Source organism: Dyadobacter sp. 22481, assembly GCF_052044875.1.
Classification (GTDB): domain Bacteria; phylum Bacteroidota; class Bacteroidia; order Cytophagales; family Spirosomataceae; genus Dyadobacter; species Dyadobacter endophyticus.
This window is the reverse complement of the sequence record NZ_JBQENV010000005.1, coordinates 386,589-404,278: the sequence shown is the minus strand read 5'-3', so window position 1 is coordinate 404,278 and position 17,690 is coordinate 386,589. Positions and strand designations below refer to the sequence as shown.

The 17,690-nt window shown below is 43.8% G+C and carries 14 protein-coding genes and 1 pseudogene; 1 reads left to right on the top strand and 14 read right to left on the bottom strand.

Annotated elements, in window-relative coordinates; translation table 11 throughout:
• The 3 genes and pseudogenes from ACTJJJ_RS29865 to ACTJJJ_RS29855 form a co-directional block, all read right to left on the bottom strand.
• Positions 1 to 2,518: pseudogene (locus ACTJJJ_RS29865) on the bottom strand (hypothetical protein); the annotation flags it as partial.
• Positions 2,519 to 2,579: 61 nt separating this feature from the next.
• Entirely contained in the window at positions 2,580 to 4,085 is a 1,506-nt protein-coding gene (locus ACTJJJ_RS29860; RefSeq protein ID WP_426293701.1) for a DUF1501 domain-containing protein, read from the bottom strand.
• Positions 4,086 to 4,097: 12 nt separating this feature from the next.
• Positions 4,098 to 5,735, bottom strand: coding sequence for a DUF1800 domain-containing protein (locus tag ACTJJJ_RS29855; RefSeq protein ID WP_440703736.1), 1,638 nt, complete (start codon positions 5,733 to 5,735; stop codon positions 4,098 to 4,100).
• A 238-nt stretch (positions 5,736 to 5,973) separates the two neighbouring features.
• Between ACTJJJ_RS29855 and ACTJJJ_RS29850 the strand changes: the two genes are divergently transcribed.
• The gene (locus tag ACTJJJ_RS29850) at positions 5,974 to 6,108 is read left to right on the top strand and encodes a hypothetical protein (protein ID WP_426293703.1); all 135 of its coding nucleotides are present in this window, start codon (positions 5,974 to 5,976) and stop codon (positions 6,106 to 6,108) included.
• A gap of 139 nt (positions 6,109 to 6,247) precedes the next feature.
• On the opposite strand, the gene ACTJJJ_RS29845 is transcribed toward ACTJJJ_RS29850, so the two are convergent.
• The 11 genes from ACTJJJ_RS29845 to murB all read right to left on the bottom strand — a co-directional run bounded on the left by ACTJJJ_RS29845 (position 6,248) and on the right by murB (position 17,689).
• The gene (locus ACTJJJ_RS29845; protein WP_426293704.1) at positions 6,248 to 7,021 is read right to left on the bottom strand and encodes a rhamnogalacturonan acetylesterase; all 774 of its coding nucleotides are present in this window, start codon (positions 7,019 to 7,021) and stop codon (positions 6,248 to 6,250) included.
• A gap of 123 nt (positions 7,022 to 7,144) precedes the next feature.
• Positions 7,145 to 8,689 (bottom strand): capsule assembly Wzi family protein, encoded by a 1,545-nt coding sequence (locus ACTJJJ_RS29840; protein WP_426293705.1) that lies wholly within the window; start codon positions 8,687 to 8,689, stop codon positions 7,145 to 7,147.
• 85 nt (positions 8,690 to 8,774) lie between these two features.
• A complete protein-coding gene (locus tag ACTJJJ_RS29835) occupies positions 8,775 to 9,587 on the bottom strand; it encodes a polysaccharide lyase (protein ID WP_426293706.1) in 813 nt (270 codons plus the stop codon).
• 11 nt (positions 9,588 to 9,598) lie between these two features.
• A complete protein-coding gene (locus ACTJJJ_RS29830) occupies positions 9,599 to 10,777 on the bottom strand; it encodes a glycosyltransferase family 4 protein (protein WP_426293707.1) in 1,179 nt (392 codons plus the stop codon).
• Between the two features lie 19 nt (positions 10,778 to 10,796).
• Complete coding sequence (locus tag ACTJJJ_RS29825; protein ID WP_440703735.1) at positions 10,797 to 12,107, bottom strand: nucleotide sugar dehydrogenase; 1,311 nt, start codon at positions 12,105 to 12,107, stop codon at positions 10,797 to 10,799.
• A gap of 9 nt (positions 12,108 to 12,116) precedes the next feature.
• Positions 12,117 to 12,377, bottom strand: coding sequence for an acyltransferase (locus ACTJJJ_RS29820; protein WP_426293709.1), 261 nt, complete (start codon positions 12,375 to 12,377; stop codon positions 12,117 to 12,119).
• Between the two features lie 274 nt (positions 12,378 to 12,651).
• Positions 12,652 to 13,173: an acyltransferase gene (locus tag ACTJJJ_RS29815; RefSeq protein WP_426293710.1), complete on the bottom strand. Its 522-nt coding sequence runs from the start codon at positions 13,171 to 13,173 to the stop codon at positions 12,652 to 12,654.
• On the bottom strand, positions 13,170 to 14,129 hold the full coding sequence (locus ACTJJJ_RS29810; RefSeq protein ID WP_426293711.1) for a glycosyltransferase: 960 nt from the start codon (positions 14,127 to 14,129) through the stop codon (positions 13,170 to 13,172). Before ACTJJJ_RS29810 ends, ACTJJJ_RS29815 begins: the two co-directional genes overlap by 4 nt.
• A 23-nt stretch (positions 14,130 to 14,152) precedes the next feature.
• Positions 14,153 to 15,661, bottom strand: a complete 1,509-nt coding sequence (locus ACTJJJ_RS29805) for a hypothetical protein (protein ID WP_426293712.1) — start codon at positions 15,659 to 15,661, stop codon at positions 14,153 to 14,155.
• Between the two features lie 88 nt (positions 15,662 to 15,749).
• A complete protein-coding gene (locus ACTJJJ_RS29800; RefSeq protein WP_426293713.1) occupies positions 15,750 to 16,787 on the bottom strand; it encodes a glycosyltransferase family 2 protein in 1,038 nt (345 codons plus the stop codon).
• 47 nt (positions 16,788 to 16,834) lie between these two features.
• Positions 16,835 to 17,689 (bottom strand): UDP-N-acetylmuramate dehydrogenase, encoded by an 855-nt coding sequence (murB, locus tag ACTJJJ_RS29795; protein ID WP_426293714.1) that lies wholly within the window; start codon positions 17,687 to 17,689, stop codon positions 16,835 to 16,837.
• Position 17,690 lies beyond the last annotated feature (1 nt).

The following is a 17,690-nucleotide window of genomic DNA, read 5'->3' as shown; positions in this document are numbered from 1 at the left end:
GGAATGGCAATGCGCAAGTGACTGACTTGGGGGAGTTGGCCAGCAGGACGGTCGAGCCTTTTACCCTGATACTAATCTGATGTGCTTTTGTATCTTTCAATACAGCGGGAAGCGGTATGGTGAACCCGTAATTACCAGTTCCTGTCCCGGCGCTTTGCAAGTCAGCCCTATACGCGTTTGCGAGTACAGTCGCCAATACCGTGGTGCCTTCCATCACTTCGACGGTGAGCGCGTTATTGGGGTAGTTTTGGTCCCATGCCCACCCTTTGATGGTCCCGCAATCGATGGATTCGAATGCGCCTGCATATGCAACAGGCAATGCACATGTGAGGCTGAATGAAGTGGCTGCTCCTGCACCAGGTATCAGGTAACCCGAATTTTTCACCCTTGCAGAAAGTTGGTGCGGTTTGGTATCCTTCAAAGCTGCGGGCATTGGTATGCTGAACCCGTAATACCCTGTGCCAGTACCACCATCTTTCAGGTTCTGCCTGAAAATGTTGGCCAGGCCAGTAGCTCGAACGACACCGTTTTCAACAAGCTCGACGGTCAGCGCTTCATTGGGATAGTTTTTGTCCCAAACCCACCCTGATATTGTTTCGCAGGTTATAGCCACAGAACCCGCATTGAGGAATGGCAATGCGCAAGTGACTGACTTGGGGGAGTTGGCCAGCAGGACGGTCGAGCCTTTTACCCTGATACTAATCTGATGTGCTTTTGTATCTTTCAATACAGCGGGAAGCGGTATGCTGAACCCGTAGTTACCAGTTCCTGTCCCGGCGCTTTGCAAGTCAGCCCTATACGCGTTTGCGAGTACAGTAGCCAATACCGTGGTGCCTTCCATCACTTCGACGGTGAGCGCGTTATTGGGGTAGTTTTGGTCCCATGCCCACCCTTTGATGGTCCCGCAATCGATGGATTCGAATGCGCCTGCATATGCAACAGGCAATGCACATGTGACACTGAACGAAGTTACTCCACCTGAGCCTGGTATGAGATAACCGGAATTTTTAACCCTTACCGCAAGCTGGTGTTGTTTAGTGTCCTTCAAGGATGCGGGCAAAGGAATACTGAACCCATAATTCCCTGTTCCGATGCCACCGTCTTTTAGGTTCTGTCTGAAAATATTGGCCAAGCCGGAAGCCCGCACGATACCGTTTTCGACCAACTCAACGGTCAGTGCTTCATTAGGATAATTCTTGTCCCAGACCCATCCAGATACAGTTTCACAGCTTACGGCGGCTGAGCCGGTATTAGAAGGTGGACTACATATTAGGAGTTTGGGGCCTCCCGGCAGGATATAATTGACATCCTTGATTCTTGCAGTTAAACTATGCTGCGCACCGTTTCGAAGAGATTGGGGTAGTGGTACACTAAAGCCGTATTTGCCCGTACCCTTACCGGCGCTTAAAAGATCGCTTCTTAATATATTCGCTGTCGTCGTCGCTAGGACGGAACTTCCGTTAAGAATTTCTATGGTAAGCGCCCTGTCGGGATTGTTCTTATCCCAAATCCAACCTTTAATTTGCGCGCAATCTGCGGATTCGAAACTGCTTTCATAATTGCAGTTCAGTTCCAGTGGCGATCCGGGTAGCATATAGTTGCTGTTTCTTATCCGAATGCTTAGCTGCCTTGTTTTACCATCATTTAAAGTTGCAGGTGGTACTATTCTAAAACCATATTTCCCAGTACTGCCATATTGGAGAAGATCCTCACGGAAGATATTTGCCGTTGCTGTAGCGTGGACGACACTGCCTTCCACAAGTTCAACGGTAACAGGTGCATCAGCATGATTCTTATCAAGCGCCCACCCGGTAATTGCCTCGCAACTAGCAACTTCGAAACCACCCTGGAAGACTGCCGGATTGGTGGCAACTGTAAGCGATGCCAACGTGTATACGCGATAGGTGTTCGGGACGATAGTACTAACCGTTGTTATAGAACCTGTCTGTATGGTACTGGCACCTCCCAAAAGCGCGATTTCGTCCACCACGGAAGTGATTTTCTCCCATTTGGACGTTGTAGAGTTCCAGCCCACGATACTTAAAAGACGTAAAGAATCCCCCGTAATCCCTGCAATGTCACTTGCGGCAGTCCAGGTCAAAGTGATTTTCGTAGCCTTAGTGCCATTAATGTCCCAGAATTCCTTATCACTAACCTTCTTAACAGTGCTTTCAAAGCTCGTAATAGCATACGGGGCGCCATCAGGTAAGTATGCACTGGATGGATTTCCCAGAAAGTAAGCACCTATTGTGCCGTCGGCTTCCGTGGCGAAAGGTCTGTAAGCTCCTTTGTTACCAACTGGAAAAGTGAAACGGGTAGTGCCCGATTTTTCGACATACCCATCCACATGGCGTGTGTTGCTGATTCCCGTGAGCTGTGATGATTCAGAAAAGCTTACGATGCCGTATGGGCTGGATCGTTCAGTTTCTATTATACCTTTTTCTTGAGCATCGCTATCAAAAGGCGTAAGGAAAAACAAGAACAGTAGATGCCCAATATATGCGTAAATTGTTTTCATTGCTGAGTAGGTTGATCTGTGTACCGACGTGTCAATTGTAGATTACGTATTTCAGAGAATGTCAACCTGCCGTGGATACAGTGTAATTTCCAAGGAATTTGATCTTGCCGCCGGAAAGCACTTTTACTTTTTTTGCTGTACTGTTTTGGCCTATTTCCACTACATGTCCCGAATTGACTTGAACTAGGTCATAGGTGGTCGGAACTCTCCCGTTGGACCAGATTGCAGGATTATGCCACGCGCCGGACGTAATGGTTTGGACTGTTTCCGAAAAAAGCGATGTGGTCTTGTGGTCTGTAAAGAGCAGCTGGTCTGTCTTTGAAGCCGCTGTTCCAAACCAGTCATTCAAAATATCCGAGTAAACTCGTCTGAAGTCTACCTGCATATTGATCCCGAGGTTCGTATATCCTCCGTTGGTGAGGTCGGGATTCACACCAACCACTTGCCTTTTCATGCCTGTTCCGAAGACAAACATCGGAGCGCCAATTCCGTGATCGGTACCCTTGGATGCATTCGAAGAAGCGCGTCTTCCAAAATCAGAGAAGGTCATCCCGAGTACTTTATCTTCCGTTCCCTGGAGTTTCAGGTCCTGTTGAAATGCCGCAATAGCATCTGATAGCTTCTTAAGGAGGGTTGCGTGCGTTCCCTCGAGGACAGTATTTCCTATTTGTCCTGAGTGCGTGTCGAATCCCCCAAGCTCTACGTAGTAAATCTTAGATTTCAGGCCTCCGTGTATCAACCTGGCCACAATCTTGAGCTGCTCAGCCAAGTCATTTTCCAATGAAAGATCCGGGTAGGTAGCCAAGTTTCTGCCGGCTTCGGCTGCTGCCTTTATCTCAGAGGAATATCCAACCGTCAATACTTGCTGTTGCCTGATGTATGAGACCAATTCTCCGGCACGGCAGCAAGGTACGGCCTCCTCTATGGAAGTATTTGGGGAGCCGATCAACTGATAAAAAGTACTTGGGTCCTGAAGGGTTATTCCCATCGGCTGTGTGCTCCCCAGGAGAGTAGGTGAGCCGATTCTGCCAATCTGGACAGCCAGCGGATCCTCCATTTCGTCGTTTGGGTAACTGTTGGGATATCCGGGGAAGCGATCTTCAAGATAACGGCCCGCCCATCCCGACGAAGAATATTTTGAGGAATCGACAGCAGTCATCCAAATGTCCGTAGAGCGGAAATGCGACAAATCGGGGTTTGGGTAAGAAACCGAATGGATGATGGAAAGTTTACCTTCATCATATAATGCCCGCAGCCCGGTCATAGCAGGATGTAATCCTGTTTCCTGGTTCCCGGCAAGTTTCAGGACCTGCGCTTCGGGGATAGCGATGTTCGACCGGAGCTCATAATATTTGCTGTAGTGGTCCAAAGGGATCACTGCGTTGAGACCATCGTTCCCCCCCGCCAGGTAAACAATCACAAGAATCCGTTCATTATTTAGAGCCGCCGTTTTGCTCAGCGACTTCACCAACGCTGAACCCTTGGCTAGTGATTGTACGCCGAAGCCATTCATCATCACAGGCAACATCATAGAGGATGCTGCTGAAAGAAAATCTCGTCTTTTCATCAAACGTGTGAATTAAAATAATTGATATTCGGCCATTCTTAACATGTATTTCAGCAGAGCTCTGCATCGCCACAAAATTGTGTTTTGCCGGGTAATGTCTGTCGGGTTCCCTCTGTACGCGTTCCATTCGTTAATCCAGCTTGTACGAGGGCTACTGTTCATCATCATAATTTTGTCGATCAGGAAGTCCTGCTGTATCTGAGTAAGGTCAACTGCGTAAAGGCCTCGCGAGAGCTCTGCTAGAACATCCGTACAAGTGATGGCCGGAGAGCTTGCTACATTCGAGAAGTTTGGTTGGATTTTCCTGAGTCTTCCAAGGATGTCAACACCGAGGACGTATCCTGGCTTGATTGTGAGTGTGGGGTTTACAAGCGTGTCTGTGCGGGACCCGCGCTGGCCGAGTGTAGTTCCGTTAATCCAGTTTTTAGAGTAACCCGTCTGGTAGTATGGCAGAAAGCCAAAGACCGAAGGTTGATTCAAGAAATTCAGATCAAGAAGTTTCATGCTGGCACTCATGTAATTCATCATGATCCGGAAAGGGCCATATTCGGTGGTAATATCCGGCACCGGCTGATCAAAAAGCCGAATGGCTCCAATCATCAATTCTGCGGGAGACTTTACAATGGCCCCAATATTTCGATTGTCGAAGAATATTTGACTGCTCAATAACTTCCTTAAAACCGGGGTGATCGCGTAGTTATTTGCCGAGCTTGCAAAAAACTCGGCAAGTGGAGTGATTACCTGATCCTCAATTTCCTGCGTCACCTCAGGATCCACGTACCATCGATAAAGCTTCCGGCAGATAAACCGCGGGGTTTGGGGGTGGCGTAAAAGCATAGCGACCAGGTCGTCGACCTCCGCATCTCCGGATCCAACGCCACTCCGTCCCGTTATAACAGTATTACTATAATAGCTGGAAAAAGTCTTGTTTTCAGTGTCATGCCTATCGGGATTGAAAACAGTGTCGAATGAGGTCGAACCGGCAGCTTTGTAGTTGGTAACCCCCCAACCTGTCAAGACACGCGCGGCAGCCTTGACGTCGTCTTCGTTGTAATTATGATTGCCCGCAAAATCTTTTTGCCCCACTGTGAACAATTCCTGCAACTCGCGTCCATAATTCTCGTTGGGCTTCGTCTTTTCGTTTTTGTATCCGTCTTGATAAATAAGCATAGCCGGGTCTTTGGTGATCCCCACCACAAGGCTTCGGAAATTACCCAGGGCTCCGGCCCTCAGAAAGGTTAGATACTTGTACATTAAGCGATGGTCGTCGACCGTGACATACGCTGTAACGAAATGGTTTTGCCAAAATGCCGTCAGTTTTTCTAGTAGCGACGGCGGCTGGGATTGTCCTGACATAAGACCGATCCACCAGTTCTGGATATAGCTGTAATAATTCGCGTCACGATTTGGATCGTAAGGCTTGGAAAGAAATGGCTGGCCGGAGTCTGACCTTCCATCAGCCAGCTCGACGGGAGGCGCCGGGGATTTATAGTAAGTAGCATTTGAAATCAGCTCCTCCACTGCTTGTGTCGCAGTTTTACCTTCGAAGTTGTCTATTTCTGATAAAGTCGGACCGAATGTTGCCCTTCTCAGAAGATGAGCAGCCATTTTCGATGTAAGCGGTGTAGTATAAGTGTCCAGGTACGCCATTGAGTTGGATGTATCAGCTTGTAGAAAAAAATGCTAAAAAGTTTGTCAATGTTATTATATATTAATATGAGTGTACTGACAAATAACTGTGGAGGAAATTTTTTACAAATATACTATGTGTGACAATATTTGTAAAAATATTTCTACAATATTTTTGCATTACACTTTAGAGCTGACGGGTGCCGTGTTTGGTCACGATTTGGGGGATGGACTGGCCGATGTCAACTGACGGGCTAGGATGCTGCTCATAGCCATGCAGATATACAAATCACTGCGCCGTATCGACAACTTCCCGGTTTGCTGGTTGGTCAAAGTAGAAGGAGCAATGGGATACTTCTCTCCTACGAAGGAGGGAAACTCCAACATGAAGTGACTTTCGGCAGATATAGATATGCCATACAAAACATTCGACGTGAAATGAACATATTTCGAAGTGGCTGTCGCAGGATTGCAGGCCGCTGAGGTGTGAGGAATTCCAGTGTAATTTCGGATTCCGCTGCTTCGGGAAGTGTTTATTGGATCTTGACGTGCAGTTTGAGGGGTAAGTCAGAATTTATAATTCCATCGACTATCAGGCGCGCCATTTCATCGGCGCCTTTTTCATTAGTGTGGGTATTATCCTGATTCCCGTGCGGGTAATTCGGAGATTCACCTGTTGCCAGCCAGTTGTAGATTGATTTAGACTCCTCTTCTCCAAGCTGAGTCACCAAGTTTACGCTTTTATCGTGTAGTTCGATGATGACGACCCCATACTGCTTCGCAACCTCCCTCATTGCTTCCGGATATTTACCGTGCTTTTCGACGTATTTTCCATTGGCAAAACTCCGGCGGGCGATAGGTGTTACAAGGACGGGAATCGATTTTTTGGCTCTCGTATCGGTGACATATTTTGCCAGGTAGCCTTTATAGTCTTCCAACGAAACGCCGATGGTGGGGAGGTTCAATTTCTCATCATTGTGTCCGAATGAAATGAACACATAATCGCCTTCTTTCAGGACATCCAAAACGGCTGTCCATCTATTTTCATTCATGAAGCTTTTTGTGCTCCGTCCGTCTGCTGCCCGGTTGTTGATGACTACGGAGCTATCGAAATAGGCTGCCAGCGGCTGTCCCCAGCCAGTCTCCGGATAAACACTTGGTTTTTTCTTAGCTACCGTCGAGTCTCCGACCAAGTACACGTTGACTTTCTTAGAGTCGTGACTAGGCATCGTTTCGACAGGAGTGCAACAGCAAAACAAAAGAGTGATCAATATGCCTCCAAATAGATTGCCTTTCGGTAGTTTCATTGTGTAGACCGGTTGTGATTTGTACGCAAGCTAACCAATGGCAAAAAAAGTCTGCCAAGGTGTTTTGATGGTCATTAACCGGTTTATTGCTTTATAGGTTGATACCGAAAGGGGAGGAGCTAACTAGTTGCGCGGAAAAGAAAAGGTCTTTTTTGCACTTACCAGCAACCCATAAGAGTTGTAGAGCAATTTCCCTGAGTCGAAAGCTGTTGCTAAACCGATTTGCCAGTTGTTAGCGAGCGACCGGTTTAGCTCAAGATAGCCGGAAAACTGATTTACCTGTTCGAAATAAGGTGGGGGAAGGACATTCCGTTTGCCGCCCAGCGTAGACCCTATTGAACTAGTCCCGTAAGTTCCGAAATTGCGGGAATAGGACAGCTTGGTTATTACTCTGGTTTTATTGACTTTACCTTCAATGCCGGTGTGGAACGCAACCACTCTGTTATTCACAAAATATTCATGAACCTTATATCGAAGGTTGCTTCGCGCTTCATGGCGAGGTGTAAGAAACGGATTTCCAATACCATGCGCATTGTAGGACCATCCACTGGTGTACATGGAATTGTTGTAATAGGACTCATCACCCGACGGTGTAAACGGTGACCAAAGTTCACCTGCCTGATTTTTCGTATACAGAAATTCGAACAGGATTTTACTCCAACCTGTATTACCGGATTTCTTGTTTTGGATTGATATTCCGTTGAGTCCGTCACGGATATTGGCCAGGTGCCCGAGCGCTCCCACGTCATAAAACTGCTGCCGATAGACAAAAACTTTCACAGCATCTAAATCGTAAGTAAATCCTAAGTCGACTGATCCGATGTGATTTCCTAATTTGGTAAGAAACCCGCTGTTTGAAGACCACGTTTTACCGGTGAAAGCATAAAGAAATGATTCGAACTTAGTCAGATTAAAGTTTCGGAATATCTTTTGCTCGCTGCCATAAATTGACTGGTGGTTGATCCCTCCATAAACCTTCAATCGCCAATTCGGTTTTCCGAATCTTGCATAAAGTGATTTTTGTTGGAAATAAGAGACCACAGGCGGAGTATTAGGTATGCCGCCGCCGCCAGGGTTGGGAGCTATCGGTGTTCGCCCGAACCATCCATAAGCGAATTGTCCCTGGATAGCAATGACCCCTCCCAATATAGGAATTGGCCAGTACTCGGGAATCGACACTTGTACTTTCGGGATTCCCAAAGCGTTACCAGACATTGAAAAAGCTCCTGTTGACAGCGTTGTGTCTACCAAGCCCATTATATCTTTGGACCGACCAGCTTTTAACTCAAAAATCCCGAGTTTAGCTTTCGCATAGGCCTCTATTAAAATTACTTCAGCCTTATTTCCCAGATTGACGCGTGACTCTGCGGCAGCAGCCCAATCAAAGAATTTGTTTTCGCGACTTGGCTGGTAGTTTTTTGCCAGTCGCGCTATCCATCCCGCCGAGTAACCATTCAAAGGCGTGCTGCCAAACTTGTTCGCCCTCAACCAAAAAGGGGTTGTTTTATTCGAAGTCGCAATGCCCTGCAATTCAAGACTTGCCTCAATTAATGGTGTCGTATTGAAACTTCGTGTGGTCGTATCACTCTCGAAGGATTGCGCATAAGCCAGATTTACTGACAGTAGCGTGTTTACTATCAAACAGACCGACTTCTTATATCTTAGCATAGTGAATTTTTCCGGACCTTGATCTTAGACTATCCAGGCCACTCGGGTTATTTAGTTATTAGTTCTAAGGCGGGCTTGACAACAATTATTTTTTCATCAAATCGTACGTCATATTTTCACCTCCGATTTTCACATCGTCAATATAAAGCACCCGTCTGGCCACAGCTGATCTTACATTTTTAGCTTTCCATCCCCATTTGTAGAGGCCAATTTTGAAGTAAGGACCCTTTTTATCATTGTAGTAGTTAGGACCCGCGTGATCAACGACCAGCTTCCCGTTGTGCCATACTTGTATTAATCCATCTTCCTCAAACGAAAAATGTATATGAAATATCCAATCATTCCAGGTGCCGGCTTTAAACTCTTCAATATCAAAAGAGTTGTTTGATGATAACGTCTTATTTGTGTTGACCTTTTCCGATGCCGATAACACGCGCACTTGCCATTTTCCTTTAATAATCTCTAGGGCTATTGGAGGGGAACGCCATTTTTCCCCTAAGTCGAAATCCGGATTTTCATGCCATTGGGCAATAATCTCAGGTATTACATCCAATGCATAGTCCTGAGGAAAATAGGTACTGAACTTGTACCATCGCTCTACATTTGCGTTTTTCTCATTTGCGGTTCTTAACTCGACTCTTTTGCTCCCCGCCACGACGCCATCCGCTAAATTCAGTTCGAGCCGAAGCGAATACTTACCTTTGCGGGCAATCGAATCAGATCTCATCATGGAATAGGAACAACATTTCTCAGCACCTTTCCAATTTTTGACAAAGTCAAGTTCCTCAAATGAGTCCTTTACAAACAGCTTTTTTTGTCGTTCTTGCTTATCTTGCTCCGGCACGACAGCACCCAGGGCAAAGTAAATTAGCATGCCGTAAAAGAGTGTCGTATTCATAGCGCGCGATTTTAATTGAGAAGCTTATTATAGAAATTGACCAGTTTTTTGCTTTCGTATTCCCATGACAATTCACTGATCACTCTGTTGTAGCCAAATTCACCCATTGATTTTCTCGCCTCTTCATTTTCCAAAAGATAATTCATTTTCTCAGCAAAATCGGGCACGTCCTTTGCGTAAAGAGACGCTTGCTGGGCAGAAAATCTCCCCTCTTTGAGGTCGAACTGGACAATCGGCTTTTTGAGAGCCATATATTCCATTATTTTATTCATAGTAGATAAGTCATTCATCCTTAGTGGTTTATCTGGATTTACGCAAATATCCGCCGTATTGAGAATGTCTACCATTAATTCGTCCGAAACACGGCCGTAAAAATCGACATAGTCACTCAACCCAAGTTGAGTCGATAAGTCTTTAAGATTTTCCAGGCTCGTACCTCCTCCAACAATTGCCAATTGTACGTCTTTTCTGCGTTCCAGGAGCATTTTAAATGCGTCCAGAAGGAGGTCGATGCCCTCCTGATCGCCGATAACACCCAGATACCCTATTAAGAACGTCTTGCCTTTTTTGTAGGTTGGGTTACCTTCTGTAATTCTCAATCTATCCAATTTCGGGCCACTTCGTACGACAGTTACCTTTTCTGCCGGCATGCCACCCCTTTCGATAGCTATCTGCTTGTACGATTCGTTGGTGGCAATACTCACATTGGCCACTTTGAAGGTGAGCCTTTCACACAGCACCATCAGCTTGTAAAACATGTCCCTTCGCTCAAACTTTGCTTCATAAAGTTCCGGGTTAATATCGTGGTGATCAAACACATATTTTACACCCAGTAACTTGAAGAAAAGAGCTACTATAAAAATCAGATCTGGTGGATTGCAACCTTGAATAACATGGAATTTTTTCTTGAAATATATTTTCCACGCTAATGTGAATTCCCAGAATAGAGCCGTGCTGTATTCTGCCAGATATCCAAGAGCACCACTTCCTTCAAGAGGAAGCGGGTGCCGGTAGATATCAATGCCATTGAGTGTTTCAAAGCTTTTTGTATATCCTTTCATCTTGGGACAAATAACAGAAACCTTCGCGCCAGCTTCGGTCAAAGTATTTGCTTCTTGCCAAACCCTTCTGTCGAATGGTAGAGGCAAGTTTTCAACGATGATTAATATGTGTTTCCCCTTTAAAGTCATGATTTATGGATGGAGTGATTTACCAGTTAATGCCGATATATGAATTGTTATCTGCAATTTCAGATACGTTGAGACGAACCAGGTCGATGACAACTTTTCCGGAGAGCTTTTTAACTGCATCAGAAAACTGCTTTTCGCGGTTACTGATCACAATCACATCGCTTTTCTGAATAAGTTGTTCCAGATTGTCTTGTAGAAGATTGGAAAGGTGAGGGATGCGTTTTTGAATGTATTCTTTGTTTTTACCCGTCAATTTGGCTATGCTGATATTCTGGTCATATATACTCACATCAAACCCACGACCGATTAGCGACTCGACTAATTCCACTGAGGGGCTATTTCTCAGATCGTCGGTACCGGCTTTGAAGCTGAGACCCAACACGGCGATTTTCTTTCCGAAGTACTTGCTCAGTAGGCTGACGGCGCGTTGCTTTTGTATCTCGTTCGTTTTATCAATGCTCTCCAAAACTGGCGCTTGAATGTACAAGTCGTGTGCCAACGTGTTCAACCCCTTCAGGTCTTTTGGCAGACATGAACCGCCGTAGGCAAAGCCCGGTTTGAAATAATAAGGTGAAATATTTAACTGCTTGTCCTTGCAGAAAATCTCCATTACTTCGTGGGAATCAATTTGAAGCGCCGAGCAAATGTTTCCAATTTCATTTGCAAACGAGATTTTAAGAGCGTGATAGCTGTTGTTCACATACTTCATAATTTCCGCTACCTTGATGTCGGTAACAATCAGCTCACCTGGAAGCTCGTTATACAATTGGCTCAGCTTTTGGATGCCAATTTCAGAATCACTTCCTATTAAGGTAAGTGGGGGATTATAATAGTCTTTAACGGCAGTTCCTTCACGTAGAAATTCGGGATTATCAGCAACCGTAAAATGCTTATTATATTCTTTACCCGATTTTTCCGCGATGATCCTTGCAAACTTCTCGCAAGTCCCGGGCATAATAGTGGAGCGCAAAGCAATGACATGAAAACCTTCTTTTTCTTTCAATGCTTCAGCGATAGATTCGGCGACTGCAAAGATATAATCCAGATTTAAATGTCCCTGGTCTGTCGATGGGGTACCAACCGCGATGATCGAGATTTCTGAATTTTGGACTGCGTATTTTACATCGTGCGTTGCGCTAACGCGACCAAGCTTGTGTTGTTCAGCGATAATATCGTCGATTTCATTTTCAACGATTGTCGCAATACCGGAGTTAATCTGACCAACTTTATCTTCACTTACGTCAACTCCAATAACATTATGTCCGTTTTGTGCTAAACATCCTAAGCTTACACAACCTACGTAGCCTAGACCGAAAATACTTATATTCATAGTTCCTGATTAAATTGAAAACCAATATTTATAACTTTCCTTTTTTACGTGTAATGTGGTTCGGATCTTGACGACCTTGGCCGGGTTGCCGCCAACGACTTCCATCGGTCCAACGTCCTTCGATATGACTGCACCGGGGAGTATTACTGCTCCGCGCTTGATTGTTACGCCAGGCATTATCAATACGTTTGAGAAAACAATCACATAATCCTCGATCACGACACTGCTTCCCTTGGTCTTGAAATATTCATCGTTTATTTCATGGCCCATCGTATAAATTTTCGTGTCATGAGCCATTACGACATTGTTCCCAATGGTTATGCCCCTTCGATTATCCAGGTAACATCCGGAATTTATCACAGTGTTTGTTCCAACCGTTAGCTTGCCGAAACCAAAAAAACGTACTTTCTGAATGATACTTCCCTTTCCGATTTTGCTTCCTGTGAGGACCAGTAAAAGGAATCTGAGAGACCAAATGAAAGACAATCCGAAGACCAGGTTGAAAAGAAATAAGAGTATAAAATAGATTTGGAGTTTGAGGCGTCTAAGCATTGTCTTTTCGATATTTAAGTACTTTGGCAGGAACTCCCCCAACAATAGCATAGGGAGGCACGGCTTTGGTAACCACAGCACCAGCAGCTACAATGGAATGATCTCCGATAACTACCCCTGGAGTAATTACGACGTTTGCTCCTATCCAAACATCATTCCCTATACGAACAGCTTCTTCGGTATGTCCCTGGAACTGAATGGGAATATCTAATGAGTCATACTTATGGTTTTTGGTGTATATTTTTACATCGGGCCCCATAATTACGTTCTCGCCGATATATGTGTTGGACTGAATTACGCAATTTGTTCCAAGTTCCGAATAGTCTCCTAATTCAATAAACATTGAAACATCTGCGTTTCTTTTAATTCTTACTTCTTTTCCGCATTTATTCAAAAAATGTTTTACAGCTGCACGCCGGATATATGGAAAGAATAGTGCGTAAGGACGATAGATTTCGGGCGTGTACCGCAAAAATACCAGATAAAAAAAGTACACTAGTTTTCTAGTAATCATATAACTGAGCTGTAAGCAGAAAATATTTTCTCACTGATTTTTTTCTCGTCCAAACCAATTTCAAATATGCGATCCCGCCCGTTCGAAATTCTGTTTTCCGGACCTTGTTTCAAAATATTGAGAATTGGATTTAAGTAATCGACTGCATTATAACTATCGATCACATAAGAATTTTTAACGTTCTCTAAAAGATAAGCAACATCGCCCACGGCGGAACTTACAACCGGTCTGTTACATGACATCGCTTCCTTAATAATCTGTGGAGATCCCTCTGAAATCGAGGTCATTAGTACGATGTCTACACTATTCAATATTTCGCAAACTTCGGTTCTCGATTTGTCGTGTATCTCAACAGTCTCAGCTAATATATTGTGTTTATCATGTAATAGGTCAATGATTTCTTTGAATAATTTATAGTTCTTTTCTGGCCTTTTGCTTGATGCCGGAAAAGCAATCTTAATAGACGAGTTTCTCGTAAGAGTAGGTGTCGGCTGGAAATCATTTGTGTTTACACCACAGGGTAAATATTCCAGAGTCGCTGAACATTTTCCCAGTATCTCATTCATCTTTTGGTTTAAGTAAAACACATGTTTTGATCTTCCGACAACGAGCTTGGATATGAGAATGAACAGCTTGTTGGATTTTGCAATGTCAATGTCCGCGCTGTGTAACATTGTGATCACCGGTATTCTCAAAAATGGATTGGCTATCAGAAACAAACCTGAAAGTCCGAAATGGATGTGTACTAAGTCATATTTGTTTTGAAGGAGGTGCCAATTGACTTTGAGAATGCTCAGTAGGTAATTTAATTTGTTTTCACGTCCATTAATAAATATAACATTGTTTTTTACTTCGGGGTAGTATTTATTAAGACCTTCTACCTGTTCTTTTACAAATATCCCGAAATATTTATGGCTTTCGATTGGCCACATGTTTGTAACTGTTAGAACCTTCATTCGTGCGTTGTTTTCGCTTTATATTAGTTATGACGTTTAATGCCAAGAACAGACAACTTATTAGGTGTCGTTGTTCTGAGGCATAAGCCTGCAAGAGTAAACATCAGGTGAGCAGGCATAGGTTGTTCAAGTGTTTGATCAAAGAACGACACGATGAGGATAGCGCAAATTGCGAGCATCGCACTCAGGGAAAGCGCATTCTTTTTCAGATAGAGCTGTTGAAGAATTTTAAATATGAGGAACATATATAAAAGGAATCCAACCACTCCGAATTCTATGAAAATTGCACATATCGAGTTGAATGGGTTTCCCAATAAAGCACTTCGACCGCCACTGGACTCGGCGTAGTCAACTGTATAGAGTTTACTCAGATATCTTTTTGTGAAAGGGCTTGATGCGGGCGGTATAAATCCGGGCAATTTAACGGAGTTTTCTTTCTTATACATCACATCATAGGCCAAGGCATTTGAAGCCCTCGACCCATTGGTGCCTGGCCCTGTGCCTAGCAAATATTGATAGAGGGGGCGGGTTGCGGGGTCGAAGGTATACTGGTAATAGAGCGCCTTAGAATTATATCGGCCTGTAATATATTCAGCATATTTGTCGGCTGTGTAGCCAAGAAAACTGAATATGGATCGCGAAAGAAGGATGAGCAGCAGTAATACGAAACTTATAGTAAAAACTATTTTAGGTAGCGTTTGGTACAACATGTATCTTTTCATGAATATCAGAACGACATACGAGAAAACGAATGCATATAAATATGTCTTTGCGTCATTGAGGATAATCATTCCAATGAAGAAAATGACTGTTGTAATCGTAAATAATCTTTTGGTTTTTGACAATTTCACCTCAAACATATTTAAGAAAAATGGTAAAACTGCTACTAGCAAAAGTACACTCAAATTCGGGGCACTCCCGGTACTTCCTTGCAAGCGGTCGCCGTAGGTCGCTCTGCCAAGAATGGTTGAGATCCCTAGCGGCAGTGCCTGAAAAACAAATGCAATAACGGCCTGGCTGATGGCGATTGCTAGAAGATGGTTTAGAATATAGGGTATGGATAACTTGTTCTCAGGTATTTTAGCAATGAGAAATATGATCGTAAATGGAGAGAGAAATGTTATTACGAATAATGGGAGCGACAGTACGCTTCCATTAGTGAACATTTGCAGCAGATAGAGAAAGATCAAAAACAATAAAAAGAATAGGAATATCCTTTTTATTGGCGAGAACGACGCCGGGATTTTATGATGTAAAAACGGTAGGATAGCGAGGCTTAATATGCTGAAACAATAGTAGTTAACATCACTTATCGCACAAAGTGAGTATATTCCTACAATTATTAAATCGTTATATCTTCTTGTTACGGCAAATGCCCCTATGCATATGATGAGTACAAGAAGTAGCACTGGTTGGCTCTTGATCGCGACTATCAGGCCGCCCAACAAGAGGTGCCCAAATAGCAAATTTGCTTTGACATTGTATTTAGCGATCGAAAGTTGCCTTGTCAGCTCATTTGAAACAGTTGCCATGGACTTGGTATGAATGTTGTTCGAAGCATCTTAGATGCTTCCATCTATTTAATTCGTTATAAGCGTATCTCTGTGCCGGCCGCTAGACTTAAATTTTTGTATTAAAAGAAAACTGGGTTCTTATGCGGTCTTTCATGTACTTAAATTTGGAAATATATTTCAGGCTGCTGGAAGGATCTATGCGTAGTGAAACGATAGTTTTGGATATCATTAGCCAGCAATAGAATTTTATTTTTAAGCTCGTTCTGAACTTAGTTACATCTATATTATCTCGAAAGTTGATGAATTCTTTATATTTCCCCCGTTTGGCCAGCATTGTGGAGATCATAATCATAGATTGCTGAAAATCAGTGTTTTGATCGGTAATGACCGATTCAATTCCGTCTTTTTTAACCTTGTCGATCGTCGCCTGCCGCTCAGATGGGTTGGTGGCCAATTTGATTCGCAAAGCTGACGTCAGACTACTTTTCCTATACGAAGATGGAGATGCCACCACACCGTCAACTCTTTTGTACTGTTTGTAAAGGAGGTCATCTAAGACGATTCCCTTCCCTTTACCGAGAAATCGCTGAAATAGATCCCAATCTTGCTGTGTTCTGAACACCGGCTCATATCCACCCGCTTCGTCATAAGCACTTTTCCTGAAAAATGCGGCTCCGTGCATGATTCTGCAATTTCTGACGAAGTCGTCGTAATTGATAGCTCCGTGAAATGTGCTTTCTTCGATTTTAAGTAAAGTTTCTTCATCATACCTGTCGAAGCGCGAAGCGACTATCAGGAATTCCGGATTGTTTTCAAGGAATTCAAGTTGCTTGGATATTCTTTCTTCATAACTGATATCTCCGGACCCATGCACTGCAATATATTCTCCCCGAGCTGACTCAATGGCCTTTCTCATGGAATTTGTGAAACCCATGTTTGGATGAGCGACAATGCGAATTCTTGGGTCGTCGAATTTCTTAAATTCGGCCAGAGTTGTATCAGTGGAGCCATCGTCTACAAGCAGTAGTTCGAAGTCAACGTAGGTTTGATTCAATAGACTTTCAACGGACTGTGCGACGCAGTATGCCCTGTTGTAATAGACTGTTATTATCGAGACTTTCGGATTACGCGTTAGTTCTTCCATAGCTTTTGTCAATTCTATTACTTCGGAAATTCTAGTTAGAAACTTGCTTAAATTACTCTCTGTTCAACTTCAAGGTCTACATCAATATGAGATCTGACTCTTCTTTTTACCTCGTCGATGATTTGAAGTATATCACTACCAGTGGCGTTGTTGAAATTTACAATAAAGCCTCCGTGTTTCTCTGAAATTTTGGCTCCTCCAATGGTAAAGCCTTTAAGGGACAATTCGTCCATTAATGCGCCAACAAAGTAACCGGGGGGACGTTTGAACACGCTTCCGGCATTGTAAAATTCTTTTGGCTGTTTTGCCCATCTCTGAGCTTTAATCGTCTCCATCTTGTTACTAATGGCCTCTTTGTCGCCTACATTTAATTTTAGCCAGGCTTTTAGCACAATCTTATCTGTATTTTTCTGAAAGAAGCTGTTGCGATATTCAAACGAGATGTCCTCCTTATGAATTTCTTTTATTTGATTGTCAACCAAATCCAGGTACCGAACCTTTGTCAAGACGTCTTTAATTTCCTCACCCGATGCTCCTGCATTCATGACAACCGCTCCTCCTGCAGAACTCGGAATGTCGTGGAAGATTTCAACCCCGCTTAAAGAGTGCTGCAAAGCAACATCGGCAACATCCCACATCATTGCTCCGGCTTCTATTTCAAGCGTATTGTTATCCAACACCTTTATACTGCTGAAACTACCGTTGAATATCAGCATCGGTGTTTCGTAGTATGATTTGGAAAGAATGATATTATGGCCGCTCCCAAGCAGGATAAAATCTTTATTCTGGATAAAGAAATTGACAACGTCTTCCTCACTTTCGGGAAAATAGGCAAATCTGCACTGAGCCGATACTCGGTACGAATTGTAGTTTGTCAGGTCTAAATTGTCTATGATCTTCACT